The 16,719-nt window shown below is 67.4% G+C and carries 19 protein-coding genes and 2 pseudogenes; 10 read left to right on the top strand and 11 right to left on the bottom strand.

Annotation, left to right across the window (positions count from 1 at the left end; genetic code table 11):
- Positions 1-295: 295 nt before the first annotated feature.
- Complete coding sequence (locus tag ACFPAH_RS13250) at positions 296-1,363, top strand: AI-2E family transporter (protein ID WP_379745928.1); 1,068 nt, start codon at positions 296-298, stop codon at positions 1,361-1,363.
- A gap of 29 nt (positions 1,364-1,392) precedes the next feature.
- Here the strand turns inward: ACFPAH_RS13250 and ACFPAH_RS13245 are convergent.
- From ACFPAH_RS13245 to ACFPAH_RS13225, 5 genes and pseudogenes are all read right to left on the bottom strand, one after another.
- Positions 1,393-1,488, bottom strand: a pseudogene (locus ACFPAH_RS13245) (IS5/IS1182 family transposase); the annotation flags it as partial.
- A 209-nt stretch (positions 1,489-1,697) separates the two neighbouring features.
- On the bottom strand, positions 1,698-2,120 hold the full coding sequence (locus ACFPAH_RS13240; RefSeq protein WP_379745925.1) for a hypothetical protein: 423 nt from the start codon (positions 2,118-2,120) through the stop codon (positions 1,698-1,700).
- 243 nt (positions 2,121-2,363) lie between these two features.
- On the bottom strand, positions 2,364-3,542 hold the full coding sequence (locus tag ACFPAH_RS13235; protein ID WP_379745922.1) for an MFS transporter: 1,179 nt from the start codon (positions 3,540-3,542) through the stop codon (positions 2,364-2,366).
- 21 nt (positions 3,543-3,563) lie between these two features.
- Positions 3,564-4,865 carry an NAD(P)-binding protein gene (locus tag ACFPAH_RS13230; RefSeq protein ID WP_379745919.1) on the bottom strand — a complete coding sequence of 434 codons (1,302 nt, stop codon included), beginning with the start codon at positions 4,863-4,865 and terminating at the stop codon, positions 3,564-3,566.
- A 70-nt stretch (positions 4,866-4,935) separates the two neighbouring features.
- Positions 4,936-5,247, bottom strand: a complete 312-nt coding sequence (locus ACFPAH_RS13225; protein ID WP_379745916.1) for an ArsR/SmtB family transcription factor — start codon at positions 5,245-5,247, stop codon at positions 4,936-4,938.
- A gap of 135 nt (positions 5,248-5,382) precedes the next feature.
- On the opposite strand from ACFPAH_RS13225, the gene ACFPAH_RS13220 reads away from it, so the two are divergent.
- From ACFPAH_RS13220 to ACFPAH_RS13185, 8 genes are all read left to right on the top strand, one after another.
- On the top strand, positions 5,383-5,709 hold the full coding sequence (locus tag ACFPAH_RS13220) for an ArsR/SmtB family transcription factor (protein ID WP_379745913.1): 327 nt from the start codon (positions 5,383-5,385) through the stop codon (positions 5,707-5,709).
- 46 nt (positions 5,710-5,755) lie between these two features.
- Positions 5,756-7,036 carry an arsenic transporter gene (locus ACFPAH_RS13215; protein WP_379745910.1) on the top strand — a complete coding sequence of 427 codons (1,281 nt, stop codon included), beginning with the start codon at positions 5,756-5,758 and terminating at the stop codon, positions 7,034-7,036.
- A gap of 37 nt (positions 7,037-7,073) precedes the next feature.
- A complete protein-coding gene (arsC, locus tag ACFPAH_RS13210; protein WP_379745907.1) occupies positions 7,074-7,493 on the top strand; it encodes an arsenate reductase (glutaredoxin) in 420 nt (139 codons plus the stop codon).
- Positions 7,490-8,206: an arsenical resistance protein ArsH gene (arsH, locus tag ACFPAH_RS13205; RefSeq protein WP_379745904.1), complete on the top strand. Its 717-nt coding sequence runs from the start codon at positions 7,490-7,492 to the stop codon at positions 8,204-8,206. Before arsC ends, arsH begins: the two co-directional genes overlap by 4 nt.
- Positions 8,207-8,297: 91 nt before the next feature.
- A complete protein-coding gene (locus ACFPAH_RS13200) occupies positions 8,298-8,831 on the top strand; it encodes a DUF4142 domain-containing protein (protein ID WP_379745901.1) in 534 nt (177 codons plus the stop codon).
- An 8-nt stretch (positions 8,832-8,839) separates the two neighbouring features.
- On the top strand, positions 8,840-9,232 hold the full coding sequence (locus tag ACFPAH_RS13195; RefSeq protein WP_379745898.1) for a cupredoxin domain-containing protein: 393 nt from the start codon (positions 8,840-8,842) through the stop codon (positions 9,230-9,232).
- Between the two features lie 13 nt (positions 9,233-9,245).
- Positions 9,246-9,977, top strand: coding sequence for an RNA polymerase sigma factor (locus ACFPAH_RS13190; protein WP_379745895.1), 732 nt, complete (start codon positions 9,246-9,248; stop codon positions 9,975-9,977).
- Positions 9,978-10,025: 48 nt separating this feature from the next.
- The gene (locus tag ACFPAH_RS13185) at positions 10,026-10,859 is read left to right on the top strand and encodes a CPBP family intramembrane glutamic endopeptidase (protein ID WP_379745892.1); all 834 of its coding nucleotides are present in this window, start codon (positions 10,026-10,028) and stop codon (positions 10,857-10,859) included.
- Here the strand turns inward: ACFPAH_RS13185 and ACFPAH_RS13180 are convergent.
- From ACFPAH_RS13180 to pepA, 6 genes are all read right to left on the bottom strand, one after another.
- Positions 10,796-11,632 carry an undecaprenyl-diphosphate phosphatase gene (locus ACFPAH_RS13180; protein WP_379745889.1) on the bottom strand — a complete coding sequence of 279 codons (837 nt, stop codon included), beginning with the start codon at positions 11,630-11,632 and terminating at the stop codon, positions 10,796-10,798. The genes ACFPAH_RS13185 and ACFPAH_RS13180 overlap by 64 nt on opposite strands.
- Before the next feature lie 55 nt (positions 11,633-11,687).
- Complete coding sequence (locus ACFPAH_RS13175; RefSeq protein WP_379745886.1) at positions 11,688-12,317, bottom strand: exopolysaccharide biosynthesis protein; 630 nt, start codon at positions 12,315-12,317, stop codon at positions 11,688-11,690.
- A gap of 66 nt (positions 12,318-12,383) precedes the next feature.
- Complete coding sequence (locus ACFPAH_RS13170) at positions 12,384-13,952, bottom strand: TerC family protein (protein WP_379745883.1); 1,569 nt, start codon at positions 13,950-13,952, stop codon at positions 12,384-12,386.
- Positions 13,953-14,082: 130 nt separating this feature from the next.
- Complete coding sequence (locus tag ACFPAH_RS13165) at positions 14,083-14,445, bottom strand: hypothetical protein (protein ID WP_379745881.1); 363 nt, start codon at positions 14,443-14,445, stop codon at positions 14,083-14,085.
- 80 nt (positions 14,446-14,525) lie between these two features.
- Positions 14,526-15,179, bottom strand: a complete 654-nt coding sequence (locus ACFPAH_RS13160; protein WP_379745878.1) for an NUDIX domain-containing protein — start codon at positions 15,177-15,179, stop codon at positions 14,526-14,528.
- 108 nt (positions 15,180-15,287) lie between these two features.
- Complete coding sequence (gene pepA / locus ACFPAH_RS13155; RefSeq protein ID WP_379745875.1) at positions 15,288-16,169, bottom strand: flocculation-associated PEP-CTERM protein PepA; 882 nt, start codon at positions 16,167-16,169, stop codon at positions 15,288-15,290.
- 295 nt (positions 16,170-16,464) lie between these two features.
- Here pepA and ACFPAH_RS13150 point away from each other — a divergent pair.
- Positions 16,465-16,689: pseudogene (locus tag ACFPAH_RS13150) on the top strand (transposase-like zinc-binding domain-containing protein); the annotation flags it as partial.
- Positions 16,690-16,719: the final 30 nt, after the last annotated feature.

The raw sequence follows: 16,719 nt of genomic DNA, 5'->3' as shown, positions 1-16,719 counted from the left end.
TGCCGGTCCGGGCGGGCGCTGATCCGCCCGGGGCGGACTATCCTTCGGCTTTTTCGAACCAGGTCTTCGTAAATTTCGTGTTTCCCTGTAGTTGGCTGATCTATACTGTCCGGATACCGACCCGCGCGCGTGGCGCGCCGCACCAGATCCGACTCGTGAACCAGATAACGCCTGTGCCTTATTTCGACCTGCCCCGCAAGCCTTCCACCCTGCCGTCCGCAGCGGGAGGACCCGTCGCCCGCTGCCGCCGCCTGCCCGGGGCCGCGGCCAACGTTTCCAAGGGATGGCAAGCGCAATGAGCGGCACGCGGTATGCGAACCTGGTCATGCCGGCGCTGTTCGCCCTCGTGCTGGCCTTCCTGCTGCGCCACTTCCTCGGCTCGCTGGCCTGGGCCGGGCTGCTGGCGGTCATCACCTGGCCGCTGCATGTGCAGCTGCTGGCACGCGGCTGGCCGCGCGCCGCCTCGGCGACCGTGCTGCTGACGGTGCTGGTCATCAGTTTTGTCGGCCCGGCCCTGCTGCTGGTCGACACCCTGACCGACGAACTGGCGGGCGTGCACCGCCTGCTCGGCCAGCTCAACGCAACCGGCGTCCCGCTGCCCGACTGGGTTGGCGGCCTGCCGGTGATCGGCGAGTCGGCACGGGAGTGGTGGCAGCAGCACCTCGCCGTCCCGGGCGGCCTGAATCACCTGATCCAGACCACGGTCGGCGACTTCATGCCGCACCTGACCGGCGCCGCGCGCATCTGGGGCTCGACCATCCTGGCCAATGCGCTCTACCTGTTCCTGACCCTGCTGACCCTGTTCGTGCTCTACCTGCACGGCCCGGCCGTGGTGCGCTACGTCGACCGCACCGGCATGCGCCTCGCGCCCGCCCAGTACGGCACGCTGCGCCATGTGCTGCCGCTGTCGGTGCGCGGCACCGCGCTCGGCCTGTGCTCGATCGCGATCCTCGAAGGCGTGGTGCTCGGGATCGCCTACGCCATCGCGGGCGCGCCCGCGCCGGTCTTGCTGGGCGTGATCACCGGCTACCTGGCCCTGATCCCCGGCGGCGCGCCGCTCTCGTTCACGATGGTCTCGCTGCTCCTGCTGGGCCAGGGCCACTCGGCGGCGGCCCTGGGCCTGTTCACCTGGGGTACGGTCGAGCTGTTCCTGGTCGACAAGTTCGTGCGCCCGAAGCTGATCGGCCACCGGGTCAACCTGCCCTTCCTGGCGGTGCTGTTCGGCCTGCTGGGCGGGGTCTCGACGCTGGGCGTGATCGGCCTGTTCGTCGGCCCCTTCATCATGGCGGTGCTGTTTTCCTGGCTGCGCGAAGAGCGCAGCGTGGACGCCGGCGCGGAGCCGGCCGCGGTCAAAACCGACTGAGAGCGGCTGACAACACCGCTCGACCTACCCCAACAGATGAGCGCGCAGGCTAGCGAATGGAAGGCCTGGTGAATGTCGGCTCGACGCTCAAAGCGGATACGTAGCCGGGGAAATCGACGAAGCCAGAGAGAAACTCAACCATAGGCTGTAATCTGGTTTTGTCAGCCAATTTTTCGATGGATTTTTGGGTTCAACTGCACACGGCCTTCGCCTTCATTTCCTCTATGTTTAGTCGCTACTGATCGCGCTTAATTGATGTCCGCTCTTGGCCGAAAACGCTCTCTGCTGAACGACGGCAACCGCCCCATATCGGACGCTCAACACTTAAAACAAACTATAACTGTTCTTCGTGAGCAAGTTTGAGTTCACCGTCGGAGCCAGGCATCCATACCGCGCCAGTGTCGGAACTGACATCGAAAAAGCCGACCTTGTGTTTTGCCGACAAATCATGCAGCTTTGCATAAGCTTCATCAGCTTTATCCCACGAGAATGCGATGTAAATGAAATTCTTGCCAATATTGTAGTCGGCTAAGCTTGCGGTATCCTCAGGCAAATCGCCTACTGCGTACGGTCCGTTCATGGGCGGAAACGTCGAAATCAAATCATTGAAGAGATCCCTCAGCGGCTGTGCTGTAACGCCCGGGTCATTGTATGAATGGTCTTCGCCCCCTTCGGTTTGCGCATCAAACCACTCTAAAAATTCACTTCTTCCAGTCGGAACGTTGTCCAGCGAAAACACCATTAAGTCGTAACTCATGTAAATCTCTCCAATAAAATTAATTATTATTAAAACAACATGCGACGGTCCTCAAATGGCTCGCTTTTAACGACCCAACTCTCCGAGACGTCTCCCCAGTAGTTCCGCTCCTGGCCGTTATCGGACCTTCGGAATGGCTCAGTGTACGGTTTTGCTGTCAGGACAAGCAACAGTTTTGTTAAGCGCGCGAAAGCACAGTACGACCGTACGGCGAGACGCTGCAACGCAGCCCTGCACGTTTTGTCAGGTAGCGCGCAGGCTGCCCGCCACCGCCGCCACGTACATGGCGACCGACACCAGGGCGACGCCGAACAGGGTCGCCAGCAACACGGCCGGCGTGCCGCCGCCCTCCAGTACCCAGGCCGCGACCAGCGGTCCGCTGGCCTTGGCCAGCAGCGAAGGTCCGGCCAGGGCGCCGGAAATCGCGCCGTAGTGGGCGCTGCCGAACAGCGCCTGCGGCAGCGTGCCGCGCACGATGGTGACCACGCCATTGCTCAGGCCATACAGGATGGAAAAGCAGGCGATCGCCCAGGCCTGGCCGCCGAACAGCAGGACCGCCGCCAGCGCCGCGGGCAGCGCGGCAAAGCAGTATTTCCCGATGAGCTGGGGCGCCAGGGCGCGCCCCGCGGTCCGCTCCAGCAGGCGGCCGGCCACCTGCATCGGGCCGATCAGCATGGCGGCGGCCACGGCGGCGCGGGCGCCATGCCCCATCTCGCGCAGCAGCGGGATCAGATGCACCGACAGCGCCGCGAAGACGAAGATGTTGGCCGAGAACGCGAGCGCCAGTTTCCAGAAAGCCGGATGCCTGAGCGCCTCGCCCAGCGTATGGCCGGGTTTGGCGGCCTGCACCGGCGCCGGCGTGGCGCGCTCCCCGCCCAGCAACAGGTGCAGCGGCAGGCACAGCAGCAGCTGGGCCGCCCCGTACCAGAGGCAGGTCGCGCGCCAGCCGACGCCTGCCTCCAGCGCCTGGGTCAGGGGCCAGAAGATGGTGCTGGCAAAGCCCGCGAACAGGGTCAGGTTCGAGATCGCCGGCCTGGCACCGGCCCCGAAGCGGCGGTTCAGCGTCGCGAAAGCCGCTTCGTACAGGCTCAGGCCCATGGCCAGCCCGAGCACCGTCCAGGCCGCGATCCAGGCGGCCGGGCTGCGGCTCGCGCCGAGGGCAAACAGGCCGAGGCCGCAGACCAGCGAGCCGGCGCCCATCACCAGCCGGCCGCCGTGCCGGTCGAGCAGGATCCCGACCGGGGTCGCCACCAGGCCGGCCACCAGCAGGCTCCAGGAAAACGCGCCATACACGAATGTGGTGCTCCAGCCGAGTTCGCGCTGCACGGCCGGCGCGAGGATGCTGAAGGCGTAATACAGCGATCCCCAGGAAATCACCTGGGTACAGGCCAGGATGCCGACGGCGCGCCATTGTGCAGGCATGGTGCTCGCTTTCCTCATGGTTCAGGCGCAGCAGGCGCCGGTCCGCGCCGCAGCCGGCGCGGCCGCGTAGACCCGGCGCGTACTGCAGACGCCCGTCTGCGGCAGTTCGAGTTCGACGGCGTCGGCCGCCGCCAGGTCGCCGGCCAGCGCCGCCACCACCGAGCGCACCTGCTCGTAGCCGGTCGCCATCAGGAAGTTCGGTGCGCGGCCGTAGCTTTTGGCCCCCACCGCATAATAGCCCGCTTCCGGATGGGCCAGCTCCCGATGCCCATGCGGACGCACCGTGCCGCAGCTGTGCTCGTTCGGATCGATCAGCGGCGCCAGCAGGTCGGTACTTTCCAGCCAGGGGTCGTGGCGCACCCGCAGTTCGCGCGTGATCGCCTGGTCGGGACGGGCGCCGGTGGCGGCGATGATGGTATCGATGCCCTCGATGGCGCCGCTGTCTGCGCGCACGGTGATGGCGCCGTCGCGCTCCTCAAGGGCCCGGATCCGGAACTGCTCGTGCAGTTCGAGCCGGCCCGCGTCGCGCAGCGCTTTCAGGCGCGTGCCCAGCAGGCCGCGCGCCTGCAGGCCGTCGGCCTCGCCGCCGCCGAACAGTTTGGCGCTCTGGCGTCCGCGGATGGCCCAGACCAGCCGGGTGCCCGGCACCTGTTCGGCCAGCGTCGCCAGCGCCAGCAGCGAGCCGGCCGCGGAGTGCCCGGCGCCGGCCACCAGCACGCGCCGGCCGGCATAGCGCTCGCGCGCCGTGCCCAGGATGTCGGGCATGCCGTAGGCGATCCGTGCGCGCAGCGCCGCTTCGCCCGCGGCCGGCAGGCCGTCCGCGCCCAGGGGATTGGGCTGCGACCAGGTGCCGGTGGCGTCGATCACGGCGCTGGCCAGGTAGTCGCGCTCGCCCTCTCCACTCGCCGTCCGGATCACGAAAGGCGCGTGCTCGCGGCCGCGCGTGGTGACCTTGTCGAAGCCGGCGCGGGTGATCGCGACCACGCGCTGCCCGAATCTGAGCCCGGCCGCGATCGCGGGCAGCGCCGCCAGCGGCTCCAGGTAGTGGTCGACCAGCTCGCCCGCGGTCGGCAGGGCCTGCGGGTCGGGTGCCTGCCAGCCGGCGTGCGCGAGCAGTGCGCGCGCCGCCTTGTCGACGTTGTACTGCCACGGCGAAAACAGGCGCACGTGGCGGTAGGTCTCCAGGTTGGCGCCCACCTTGCTGCCCGCTTCGAGGATCAGCGGGGTGATGCCGCGTGCCAGCAGGTGGGCCGCGGCGGCAAGGCCGACCGGGCCGGCGCCGAGCACGGCGACGGGAAGCGTGTTGTCGAGAATCTTGTTCATGGGATCTCCCAGGTGGTTGGTGAAGTCTAATCGTCATTCGTCGAATAACGAACAACGGATTAAAAAATTTTTACAGGCTGCCGATCATCTGCTTGAGCAGCGCCAGCCGCTCGGTGTTGACGCAATAGCAGACGCGCTGCTCGTCGGCCGAACCGAGGATCAGGCCGGCCTGCTTGAGTACGCTAACGTGCTGCGAAATGGTCGACGGCGCCAGCGGCAGGACATCGGCCAGGCTGCCGAAATAACAGGCGCCATGGGCGGACAGGGTCTGCAGCAGCTGGACGCGCGCCGGGTGGCCGAGCGCCTTGCACATCATGGCCAGCTGGTCGGCATCGATCGCCGGTACGCCAGCGGATGGTGTCGGTTCGCAGCAGTTCGTCATCGCATTCTTTCGTTATTCGTCAATCAACGAACAAAGCTTAAGGCATCGGATTCCCTCCGTCAAGACATTTCGATAATCTTGGAAATGTGGGAGTGACAGTGTACACTGCGGTTTTTGCCGACACCGGAGCCCGCCATGGACACCAAAGCCACGCTCGCCGCACTCGCCGCCCTGGCCCAGGAAAGCCGGCTGGCCGTATTCCGCCTGCTGGTGCAGGCCGGCCCCGGCGGCCTGGCCGCCAGCCGCATCGCCGAGCAGCTCGGCATTCCCTCGTCCTCGCTTTCCTTCCACCTGAAGGAGCTGTCGCACGCGGGACTGCTCGCCTCGCGCCAGGAGGGCCGCTTCGTGATCTATGCCGCCAACATCGAGACCATGAACGGGCTGATCGGCTTCCTGACCGAGAACTGCTGCGGCGGCCTGCCTTGCGACGCCGCCGGGGCGGCCGGCTGCAAGCCGCAATAAGCCTTCCTTGGCCTTCCTCATCCACCGTTACTCTTCAAGGCCCTGCGTGCTCGTCGCTTCCCTGATCTTCCTCGTCACCCTGATCCTCGTCATCTGGCAGCCGCGCGGCCTCGGCATCGGCTGGAGCGCCGCCGCCGGCGCCCTCGCCGCCCTGCTCGCCGGCAGCATCGGCCTGGCCGACATCCCCGTGGTCTGGAACATCGTCTGGAACGCGACCGGCGCCTTCGTTGCCGTGATCGTCATCAGCCTGCTGCTCGACAAGGCCGGCTTCTTCGAATGGGCGGCGCTGCACGTGGCGCGCTGGGGCGGCGGCCGCGGCCGGCGCCTGTTCGTGCTGCTGGTGCTGCTCGGCGCGGCGGTGGCGGCCCTGTTCGCCAACGACGGCGCGGCGCTGATCCTGACCCCGATCGTGATCGCCATGCTGGGCGCCTTGCGCTTCACGCCGCGCGCCACGCTCGCCTTCGTGATGGCAGCCGGCTTCATCGCCGACACCGCCAGCCTGCCGCTGGTGGTCTCGAACCTGGTCAACATCGTCTCGGCCGACTATTTCGGCATCGGCTTCGGGCGCTACGCCGCCGTCATGCTGCCGGTCAACCTGGTCTCGGTGGCGGCCACGCTCGGCGCCCTGCTCTGGTTCTTCGGCAAGGACATCCCGGCCGATTACGACCTGGCCCAGCTCAAGCGCCCCGAGGAGGCGATCCACGACCGCGCCACCTTCGTCACCGGCTGGTGGGTGCTGGCGATGCTGCTTGTGGGCTTCTTCTGGCTCGACGCAGCCGGAGTTCCGATCAGCGCGGTGGCGGCGGCCGGCGCGGCCCTGCTGCTGGCGGTAGCCGCGCGCGGGCAGCGGATCTCGACCCGCGCGGTGCTGCGCGGCGCGCCCTGGCAGGTGGTCGTGTTCTCGCTCGGCATGTACCTGGTCGTGTACGGCCTGCGCAACGCCGGCCTGACCCGATATCTCACCGAACTGCTGGAATGGTGCGCCGGCTACGGCGTCTGGGGCGCCGCGCTCGGCACCGGTTTCGTCACGGCGATCCTGTCCTCGATCATGAACAACATGCCCACCGTGCTGGTCGGGGCGCTTGCCATCGACGCCACGGCGACCTCCGGCGTGGTGCGCGAGGCGATGGTCTACGCCAACGTCATCGGCGCCGATCTCGGTCCGAAGATCACCCCGATCGGCAGCCTCGCCACCCTGCTCTGGCTGCACGTGCTGGCGGCAAAGGATATCCAGGTCTCCTGGGGCTATTATTTCCGGGTCGGTATCGTGCTGACGCTGCCGATCCTGTTCCTCACCCTGTGCGCGCTGGCCTTGCGCCTAGGCTAGCTTTAATCCAGAAAGGTTCAAAAGAAAGGTTAAAGACATGGACGTCACCATCTATCACAACCCCGGCTGCGGCACTTCGCGCAACACCCTGGGCCTGATCCGCAATGCGGGCATCGAACCGACCGTGGTCGAGTACCTGCAACAGCCGCCCGACCGCGACACGCTGCGCGCCATGATCGCGCAAGCCGGCTTGTCGGTGCGCGACGCGCTGCGCGAGAAAGGCACGCCCTTCGCCGAACTCGGCCTGGACGACCCGGCGCTCGGCGACGAGCAGCTGCTCGACGCCATGCTGGCCCATCCGATCCTGATCAACCGTCCCTTCGTGGTGACGCCGCTCGGGGTGCGCCTGTGCCGCCCCTCGGAAGCGGTGCTGGCCATCCTGCCCGCCCAGCGCGGCGCCTTTGCCAAGGAAGACGGCGAGCGCGTGGTGGACGAACAGGGGAAAACCCTCAAATGAACCCGATTCCCGACCTGCCCAACATCCGCCCCGAGCATTTCGAGGTGCCCAGCGAAGCGAAGCTGGCGCAGCAGGGCGACCTGTCGCACCCGCCGCGCATCCTGATGCTCTACGGCTCCTTGCGCGAGCGCTCGTTCTCGCGCCTGCTCACCTTCGAAGCGGCGCGCGTGCTCGGGCAGCTCGGCGCCGAGGTAAGGATCTTCGACCCGATGACCCTGCCGATGGTGGGCAGCGTGCCTGAATCCCATCCAAAGGTGGTCGAGTTGCGCGAACTGTGCTTGTGGTCGGAAGGCCAGGTCTGGTGCAGCCCGGAGCGCCATGGTGCGATCACCGGGGTGATGAAGAACCAGATCGACTGGATTCCCCTGGAACAAGGCGCGGTGCGTCCGAGCCAGGGCCGCACCCTGGCCGTGATGCAGGTCTGCGGCGGCTCGCAGTCCTTCAACGTGGTCAACACCCTGCGCCTGCTGGGACGCTGGATGCGCATGTTCACGATCCCGAACCAGTCTTCGGTGCCGATGGCCTACAAGGAATTCGACGACGCCGGGCGCATGCGGCCCTCGAGCTATTACGACCGCATGGTCGACGTCATGGAAGAACTGGTGAAATTTACCCTGCTCACGCGCGGGCGCAGCGACTACCTGGTCGACCGCTACAGCGAGCGCAACGAGCGGGCCCTGAAGGCCATCGACCGCCAGATCGCGCGCCTGTAAAGGGTTTTTGAGCGGCTCCTGCAACGCGGAGGGCCTTCGTGACATCCAATGTCATGCAGGACCCCATCCACCAAACAAGCAGGAGCAGGCCATGAACAAGATCACGCACACGCTCGCCGGCGCCGCCATCGCCGGCACGTTCGCCCTCGCCGGCGGCGCCGCCCTGGCGCAATCGAACCCGACCGACGCCCAGATCGCCGGCATCGTGGTGACCGCGAATAACGTGGACATCGATGCCGGCAAGCTGGCGCAGCAGAAGGCGGCGAACGCCGAGGTCAAGGCGTTTGCCAAGCAGATGGTGACCGACCACACCGGGGTCAACCAGCAGGCGAACGCGCTCGTGAAAAAGCTGAAGGTGACGCCCCAGGCCAGCGACCTGGGCAAGACCCTGAAACAGGGCGGCGCCGACAACCTCGCCAAACTCAAGGGGCTCAAGGGCAAGCAGTTCGACCAGGCCTATGTCGACCATGAGGTCGTCTACCACCAGGCCGTCATCGACGCCCTCGACAAGACCCTGATCCCGAGCGTCCGGAATGCCGAGCTGAAGGACACCCTGGTCAAGACCCGGCCCGCCTTCGTCGCCCACCTCGAGCACGCGAAGCAGTTGCAGGCCTCGCTGAAGTAGGGGCTGCCGTGAACCGCTTGGTCCGGGCCCTGCGCCCGGCGGCGCTGCCGCGCGCGGCGCTGCTCTGTGCCGCCCTGCTGCCCGCCGCCAGCCTGCACGGCGCACCGGCCGCCCGCGCCGCGGGCAAGGCCGCCACAGTCCACACCGTCACGATTGATGGGATGCGCTTTATCCCGCAGAATCTGGAAGTCAAGGCCGGCGACAGCGTGGTCTGGTACAACAAGGATCCGTTTCCCCATACGGCGACGGCCGTGACGCCCGGGGCGGCCAAGCCGGGCGGCCCGGATTCTCCCGCCATCGCCGCCGGCGCCAGCTGGACCTTCAAGGCCGGGCAGCCGGGCAGCTATCCCTACCTGTGCACGCTGCACCGGACGATGACGGGCACGCTGGTCGTCAAATAGGAAGGAGAAGGCCATGGAAGCACGCAGCAAGCCGGACCCGCGCCAGGCGAGCGATCCGGAACTGGCCGCCCTGGTGGCCGCCGGCGACCAGCGCGCCTTCGAAACGATGATGCGGCGCTACAACCAAGTGCTCTACCGCACCGCGCGCAGCATCGTGCGCGACGACGCGGAGGCCGAGGACATCGTGCAGGAATCCTGGCTGCTGGCCTACCGCCATGCGGCCGCCTTCCGCGGCGAGGCCAGCCTCGCGACCTGGCTGACCCGGATCGTCGTCAACGAAGCGAGCGGCCGCCTGCGCAGCGCCAGGCGCCGTGCCGACATCGTCGAGCTGGTGCCGGGGCTGTCGGCCTGCGGCGATGACGGCGCGGACGAGCCGTGCGAGGCGCGGGAAGAACGGTACGAGGCGCCGTTCGATGCCGCCCTGCGCAGCGAAGCCCGGCGCCTGATCGAGGCCCGGATCGACGCCCTGCCCGACCGCCTGCGCACCGTATTCGTGCTGCGCGCCATCGAGGACCTGTCGGTACAGGAGACGGCGGCCGCGCTCGGCATTCCGGAGGCGACGGTGCGCAGCCAGTACTTCCGCGCGCGCGGCGCGCTGCGCGAAGCGCTGGCGCGCGACTTCGACCGGGCGGTGGCCTCGGCGTTCAGCTTCGACGGCCTGCGCTGCGACCGGATCGTCGCCGGCGTGCTGGCGCGGCTGCGGGCGCCAGCGGACGCGGCGCCGCGCCCCACGGGAGGCGTGTAGACAATCCGACCATGTTGGCATAAGATCATTTTTTTGCCCACGATCAACATGCCGGATCAACTCGACGACCTGCGCCGCCCGCCCTCGCGGCGACGCCTGTGGCTGGCCTTCCTGGTCCTGTTCGCAGCCTTCCAGCTGCCCGAGGGCCTCGGCCAGCGCGTCCTGCACAGCCTGCCGGTGCACGCCGCGCTGTCGCTCGCCTTCCTGCCGCTTGCCTGGCTGGTCGGACGCTGGCTCGGCTTTCGCGGGCTCGATGCCTGGTACCTCGGCCGGCGCGCGGGCTGGCTGGCCCTGCTGGCGGCGGCTTTTGCCCTGGCCGTACTGGCCAAGGCGGCCGCGCTCGCGTTCGGGGCCGGCGCCGGGGTCTACCGGATCGAGGCGCTGCCGGGGCTGACGCTGCAGCAGGCGGCGGGCGCGGCCCTCCTGATGCTGCCCTACACCTTCCTGCCCTCGATCGCCGAGGACGTGCTCACGCGCGGCTTCCTGATGCGCGCCGCTCCGGTGCTGGCGCGGCGCTGGGCCTTCGTGGTCGTCTCCGCCCTGCTGTTCGTGCTGAACCACATCTACCGCCTGGCGAACGGCCCTGCCGAGTGGGCCATGCTGTTCTGCTTCGGGCTGGCCTACGCGGCCGCCCTGTTCTACAGCCGTTCGCTGTGGCCGGCCGTCGGCCTGCACTGGGGCTGGAACTATGCGGGCCAGCTGGCGGACCGGGTGGCCGGCGTCGAGGTGCTCGACCGCGCCGCTGCCGCCTTCGTGTCGCCGGCGGCGCACCTGGTGCTGCTGGCCCTGGTGGTGCTGTGCGCGCGCCGGGCCTGCCGTCAGGGCGCCAGGTGTCCGGCCGCCAGCATCGCCAGCAGCACCAGTCCCAGCACCACGCGGTAGCAGACGAAGGGCCAGAAGCCGCGGCTGCTGACGATCCGCAGGAAGGCGACGATGACGCCGTAGCCGACCACGAAGGCGACCACTGTCGCCAGCGCCGTCGGCCCGGCCGCCACCGGCCCGGCCACGCCCCAGCTCTTGTGGAGCTGGTACAGGCCGGATGCAAGCACGGCGGGAATCGCCAGCAGGAAGGAATAGCGCGCGGCCGCTTCCCGCGTGTAGCCCATCAGCAGGCCGGCGGTGATGGTGCCGCCCGAGCGCGACACGCCCGGCACCAGCGCCATCGCCTGCGCCAGGCCGAACAGGATGCCGTCGCGCCAGCCCATCTCGGCGATGCTGCGCTCGCGCTTGCCGACATGTTCGGCCGCGCCGAGCAGCACGCCGAACACGACCAGCATCGCCGCGGTCAGGTAGAGGTTGCGCAGGTGGGTTTCGATGGCATCCTGGAACAGCAGGCCGAGCAGCGCGATCGGCAGCGAGCCGACGATCACCAGCCAACCCAGGCGCACGTCGGCGCGCCGCGCGTCGCTGGGGCGCAGCGGTCCGCGCAGCCAGGCGCCGGCGATGCGCGCGATGTCGTGCCGGAAGTAGAGCAGCACGGCCAGTTCGGTGCCGATCTGGGTAATCGCGGTAAACGCCGCGCCCGGGTCCATGCCCGAGGGCAGCAAGGGACCGATGATGCGCAGGTGCGCGCTCGAGGAAATGGGGAGGAACTCGGTCAGCCCCTGGATCAATCCCAGCAATGCGGCTTCCAGCCATCCGATGGAGGTAGTCATGCGTGTGCGGCCCTGCGGTGTCGTTCGCGCGCACCGAAACAAGCGCGCGGGTGGTTTATGAAAAGAATTTCGCGCCCATGTAGAAGGCCGCCTTGGCCAGCCCCAGCACCACGCCCGACACCAGCACCGCCGAGGCGGCCGCCGACGCCAGGCCGGCCGCGATCCAGTAGCCGTCGCGCTCGAGCACGCCCAAGGCCAGCAGGCTGATCGACAGCGCAGGCAGCATGTTCCCCAGCGGGATCGGCAACAGGATGACAATGGCCAGCAGGAAGCAGACCAGGCCCACCACATACTCCATCGGCGGCAGCGCCAGGAAGCTGGCGCGCGGGCGCAGCATTCGTTCGGCGCGCTGCAGCCAGGGCCGGATGCGCAGCACCAGCGACTGGAAGTCCTTGCGCGCGATCGAGCGCCGGGAGATGAAGCCGGGCAGCCAGGGCTTCAGGTTCAGGGCCAGCTGGGCCGCCAGGAAGACCAGCGGAGCGCCCAGGATGGCCGAGGTGCCGGGCAAGGCCGGCAGCGCGTTCGGAAAGGCGAAGATGAACAGCAAGGCCCCGAGCGCGCGGTCGCCCAGGGCGGCCACCAGGTCGCCGATCGAGATGCGTTCGCTGTCGCCGCCGTCGGCGAGCCGCTGCAGCATCGCCGACAGCGAAAGGCCGTCGGGTGGCGCCGTCAGTTCGCCGGCCATCGGCCCGCTCCACGCCGCAACTGCGGCAACTGCGGCGGCCGCGATGGCAGGAATGCGCGCGGCGCTTCAATGCGCATCGGCGCTCCCGGCATGCTCGATACGGCGGATCAGCACCTTGGCGATGCGGCGGTCCTCGACCTCGACGATTTCGTAGCGCAGGCCGTCGAGTTCGAGCGCCTGTCCCGGCTCGGGCAAGGTCTCGAAGCGCGCCAGCAGGAAGCCGGCCAGCGAGCTGTAGTCGGCGTCCTCGCCCACCAGGCCGTCGGTGTCGAGCACCTGCTCCAGATGGTGCAGGTCGGCCGTGCCGTCGACCAGCCACAGGCCAGGGCCCTGCGCCTGGACCGCCAGCTGCTCGTCCTCGTCCGGGAATTCGCCGGCGATCGCCTCCAGGATGTCGACCGGGGTCAGCAGGCCGCGCACGCTGCCGAACTCGTCGGCCACCAGGACCAGCTGGCCGCGCGCGCGCTTGAGGGTGTCCATGGCTTTGAGCACGCCGGCGGTCTCGGGGAACACGATCGGCTGGCGCAGGGCGCCGCTCTCGGGCGACTCGTCGATCCGCCCGTGCAGCAGCAGGTCGGCGATCAGGTCCTTGGTGCGGCCGATGCCGACCACGTTGTCGATCTCGCCGCGGCAGACCGGCATCAGGCTGTGCGGCGTGGCCTGCAGCTGCTGCAGGATGTGTTCGGCGGATTCGTCGAGGTTGACCCAGGACATTTCCGAACGCGGCGTCATGATCGAACGGATCGAACGGTCGGCCAGGGTCAGCACGCCGCTGACCATGTTGCGCTCCTCGACGGCAAAGGCTTCCTCCTCTTGCGCCTGCTCGCCCTGCTCCTCGTCGGCCGCCTCGTCGCGCTTGCGGTTGCCCAGCAGGCGCAGCACGGTTTCCGCGGTGCGGTCGCGGAACGGCACGCGCGCCTCGTTCTTGAGGAAATTACGGCGCGCGAACTGGTTCAGGGTCTCGATCAGGATCGAGAAACCGATGGCCGCATACAGGTAGCCCTTCGGAATGTGGAAGCCCAGGCCCTCGGCCACCAGCGACAGGCCGATCATCAGCAGGAAGCTCAGGCACAGCACGACGACGGTCGGGTGCGCATTGACGAAGCGGGTCAGCGGCTTCGAGGCGAGGATCATGACGCCGATCGAAATCACCACGGCCGCCATCATCACCCACAGCTCGTCGACCATGCCGACCGCCGTGATCACGGCGTCCAGCGAGAACACGGCGTCGAGCACCACGATCTGGGCCACCACGGCGCCGAAGCTGGCGTACACCTTCGATTCCGACTGGCTGCTCTCGAGTCCTTCGAGGCGCTCGTGCAATTCGATGGTCGCCTTGAACAGGAGGAACAATCCGCCGATGAGCAGGATCAGGTCGCGCCCGGAAAAATCGTGCGACGCCACCGAAAACAGCGGCGCCGTCAGCGTGACGAGCCAGGAAACGATGGTGAGCAGGCCGAGGCGCATCGCCATCGCGAGCGACAGGCCCAGCAGGCGCGCCTTGTCGCGCTGGTGCGGCGGCAGTTTGTCGGCCAGGATCGCAATAAAGATCAGGTTGTCGATGCCGAGGACGATCTCGAGCACCACCAGTGTCAATAAACCAACCCATATTGTCGGGTCGAACAGAAATTCCATCGAATTACCTCATTTATATTGTTTCAATCTTCGGTCGGCCACACGCAGGCGCAGGGCCGCGGCGGCACGACAGGACGCGCGCAGGGGCGGCAAGCGGCCGGCAGCGCGGCCGGGCTTTGCCGTAACGGGCTCAGCCCCTGGGTGGCGGCTTGATCGGGGCAAACGAGGGATGGTCGTGCAGCGGCGGCGTGTAGGGTGCGAGCGGGCCGCCCGACAGCGCGGCAAGGCGCAGGCGGCCGGGTTCGTCGACCGGCTCATGCAAGTCGCCGCTCGAAGGCGGTTCGTCGGGATCGATGTCGCCGCCGGCCTGGCCATCGGCGGGGCCGCCGGCAGCGGAGACGGCAGGCGCATCGCTCGCCGCCGTTTCGGCGGACGCGGCCGATGCGGCGGACACGGGAGCGCCACCCTGCTGCATCGAGGAAGCAGACAGGGACAAGGCGAGAACATTCAGTGGGAACAGCAGGATCAGGAAAACGACGAATAATCGTCTCATACAAAGGTCGGGGAACGGCGGGAGGCCAGTATAGCATGAGCGTTTCGCCGTCGCGCTTGCTTGGAGGGGGCTGCCGCCGGCTAGGCCGGGCGGACGGGGCTGTCCAGCGCCGCCAGCGCATCGAGCACGGCCTGGTCGGTTGCCCGGTTCAACAGGCGGCGCGCTTCGGCCCGCGTTGCCAGGTGCACCGCCTGCGATTCCCAGCCCATGCCGGCCGGATGGCCGCCGACCCGCTCGGCCAGGTAGAAGCGGGTCCAGGTCAGGGTACGCGCGAAGTCCCCGAGAAAACCCGTCAGGCGCACCCGCAGGCCCGATTCCTCCCATACCTCCTTGATCGCGGTCGCCTGCAGGGAGACGCCGTCCGCGACCCGGCCCTTCGGAAAGGTCGCCTGGTAGCCGCCGAAGGCATTCGAGGGGGCGACCAGCCAGAGCCTGCCGTCCGGCTCGGCCACGACGGCCCCGGCGGCGGCCTGCCTGCCTGGCGCGAGCCGGTACGGCGGCTCCTGGATCGGCTGCGCCTGCGCGCACGCCAGCGCCTGCTCGATCTCGGCCGGCGGGCAATCGGCCAGCGCCACGCCGTTGAGCATGCCGGCACAGCGGCTGCCGGGGACGAAGGTGAGGCTCGCCTGCGGGTCGGCCAGCAGCGCCAGGTTGCACTCCGTGGAGGGCGCGACCAGGCGCAGGCGGCGCCCATGCTCGTCCAGGCAGGGATGGTAGATGGAAGAGTCGAGCATGGTGTTGGTCGATTCGCGTGCCGCCCGGGGTTCGATCCGCAAGCATAACAAAAAAATGCCAGTCAGCTAGGCTGACTGGCATTCACATGAAACTGCTGTCAGAGACGCTCAGGACTTCCGAGCGCGCTTGCGGCTGACCAGGCCGGCGCCCAGCATGGCGATGCCGAACAGGGCCAGCGAGCCTGGCTCCGGAACTTCAGCCAGCTTGAACTGGCCGTTGTTCGAGACGAAGAAGTACTGGCCTGGGGCGTTGGCATAAGCCGAGCCGTCGCAGCCGGCGCCGGTGAAGCCGGCGTATTGGCAGGCCACTTCCGACACCAGGTTCGGCGTGGCAGAGCCGTTCGGATTTTCCATCGGGTTAGCGTTGGTGAAGGCGAAAGCCATCACCGATTCCATCGACAGGTCCTGGCCGTTGCCGCGGAAGAAGTAGCCCGGATCCATGCTGGTGGCGCGGGCGAACACGCTCACCTGGCCGTTGGCGATCGGGCTGCCGCTTGCATCGACTTCACCGCCGCCACCGGCGAGCACGTTGAAGACGGCGATTTCGTTCCCCAGGTTGGCGCCATAGATGCCGCCGGTGCCGCCGTACTCGCCGTTCTCCGGGTTCTGGTACATGCGGATCGTGCCGCCGGTGAAACTGAACGAGCCGTTGCTCGAGCCGGTGCCGAAGGTGCCATTACCGAACCCTTCGAAGGTGGCGGTGATGTTGCCGCCCTGGTAGGTGACTGGGAACAGTTTGCCGTTGCTGTCCGCCTGGGTGATGTTGAACACCGCATGCTCGACGAAGCTGAAGCTGTTCGAGCCGGTCGGGTTCAGCTGGATGAACGAGTTACCGTTCACGTCCAGGTATTCGCCGATGACTTGCGCGTTTTCATATCCGCCCCCGTTCGGGTTGAAGCGCCAGTCGGTCAGGATCTGGGCCGCGTTTGCGGCGCCAGCGAAGGACATTGCGACAGCAGTGGCACAGGCCAGTTTCTTCAGCAGTTTCATGATGATTGATCCCTTTCGGTAAATGGAACAATTGAGAAGTGCACTAGCCAAGATGCAAACACCGTGCCAATGCTTCCCATTCCTTATAAATCAATCAGTTACGAACTCCGGTTTGCGATAAGTCAGCCAGATTGTAAAGTATTTCGACTGGCGGTTTTACGATTGGGAAATTAACTTTCCTGCCGGAATAGCGAGCGCGCGCCGCATGCGGGTGACAAAAAGCGCTGTTCGCGTTAAGTGTGGAATCTTCGGATACGGCTGAGGTCCAACTTGGACCCACGATGCCGGAGGCGCCATGCAAGCACGTCCGTTCAAGCAATTGCTCACCCGTATAGCCTCGTTGACGCGGCGCCAGCGCGAACAATTGCTCGGCTTGCTGCTGCCAGCAGCCAAGCTGGACAAGGTGGCCGACCTGGTCGAGCAGGCCAGCGCCGACAGATTGGCTTGCCCGGCCTGCCGCTCCCAGCAGCTGTACCGACACGGACGGGCCAATGGCCTGCAGCGCTATCGCTGCAAGGACTGCGGACGCACCAGCAATGCCCTGAGCCGC

Origin of the sequence: Massilia sp. GCM10023247, assembly GCF_042653325.1 — a bacterium.
Classification (GTDB): Bacteria; Pseudomonadota; Gammaproteobacteria; order Burkholderiales; family Burkholderiaceae_D; genus Telluria.
Note: the sequence above shows the minus strand (reverse complement) of the source record. Positions and strands in the feature narration are given on the sequence as shown.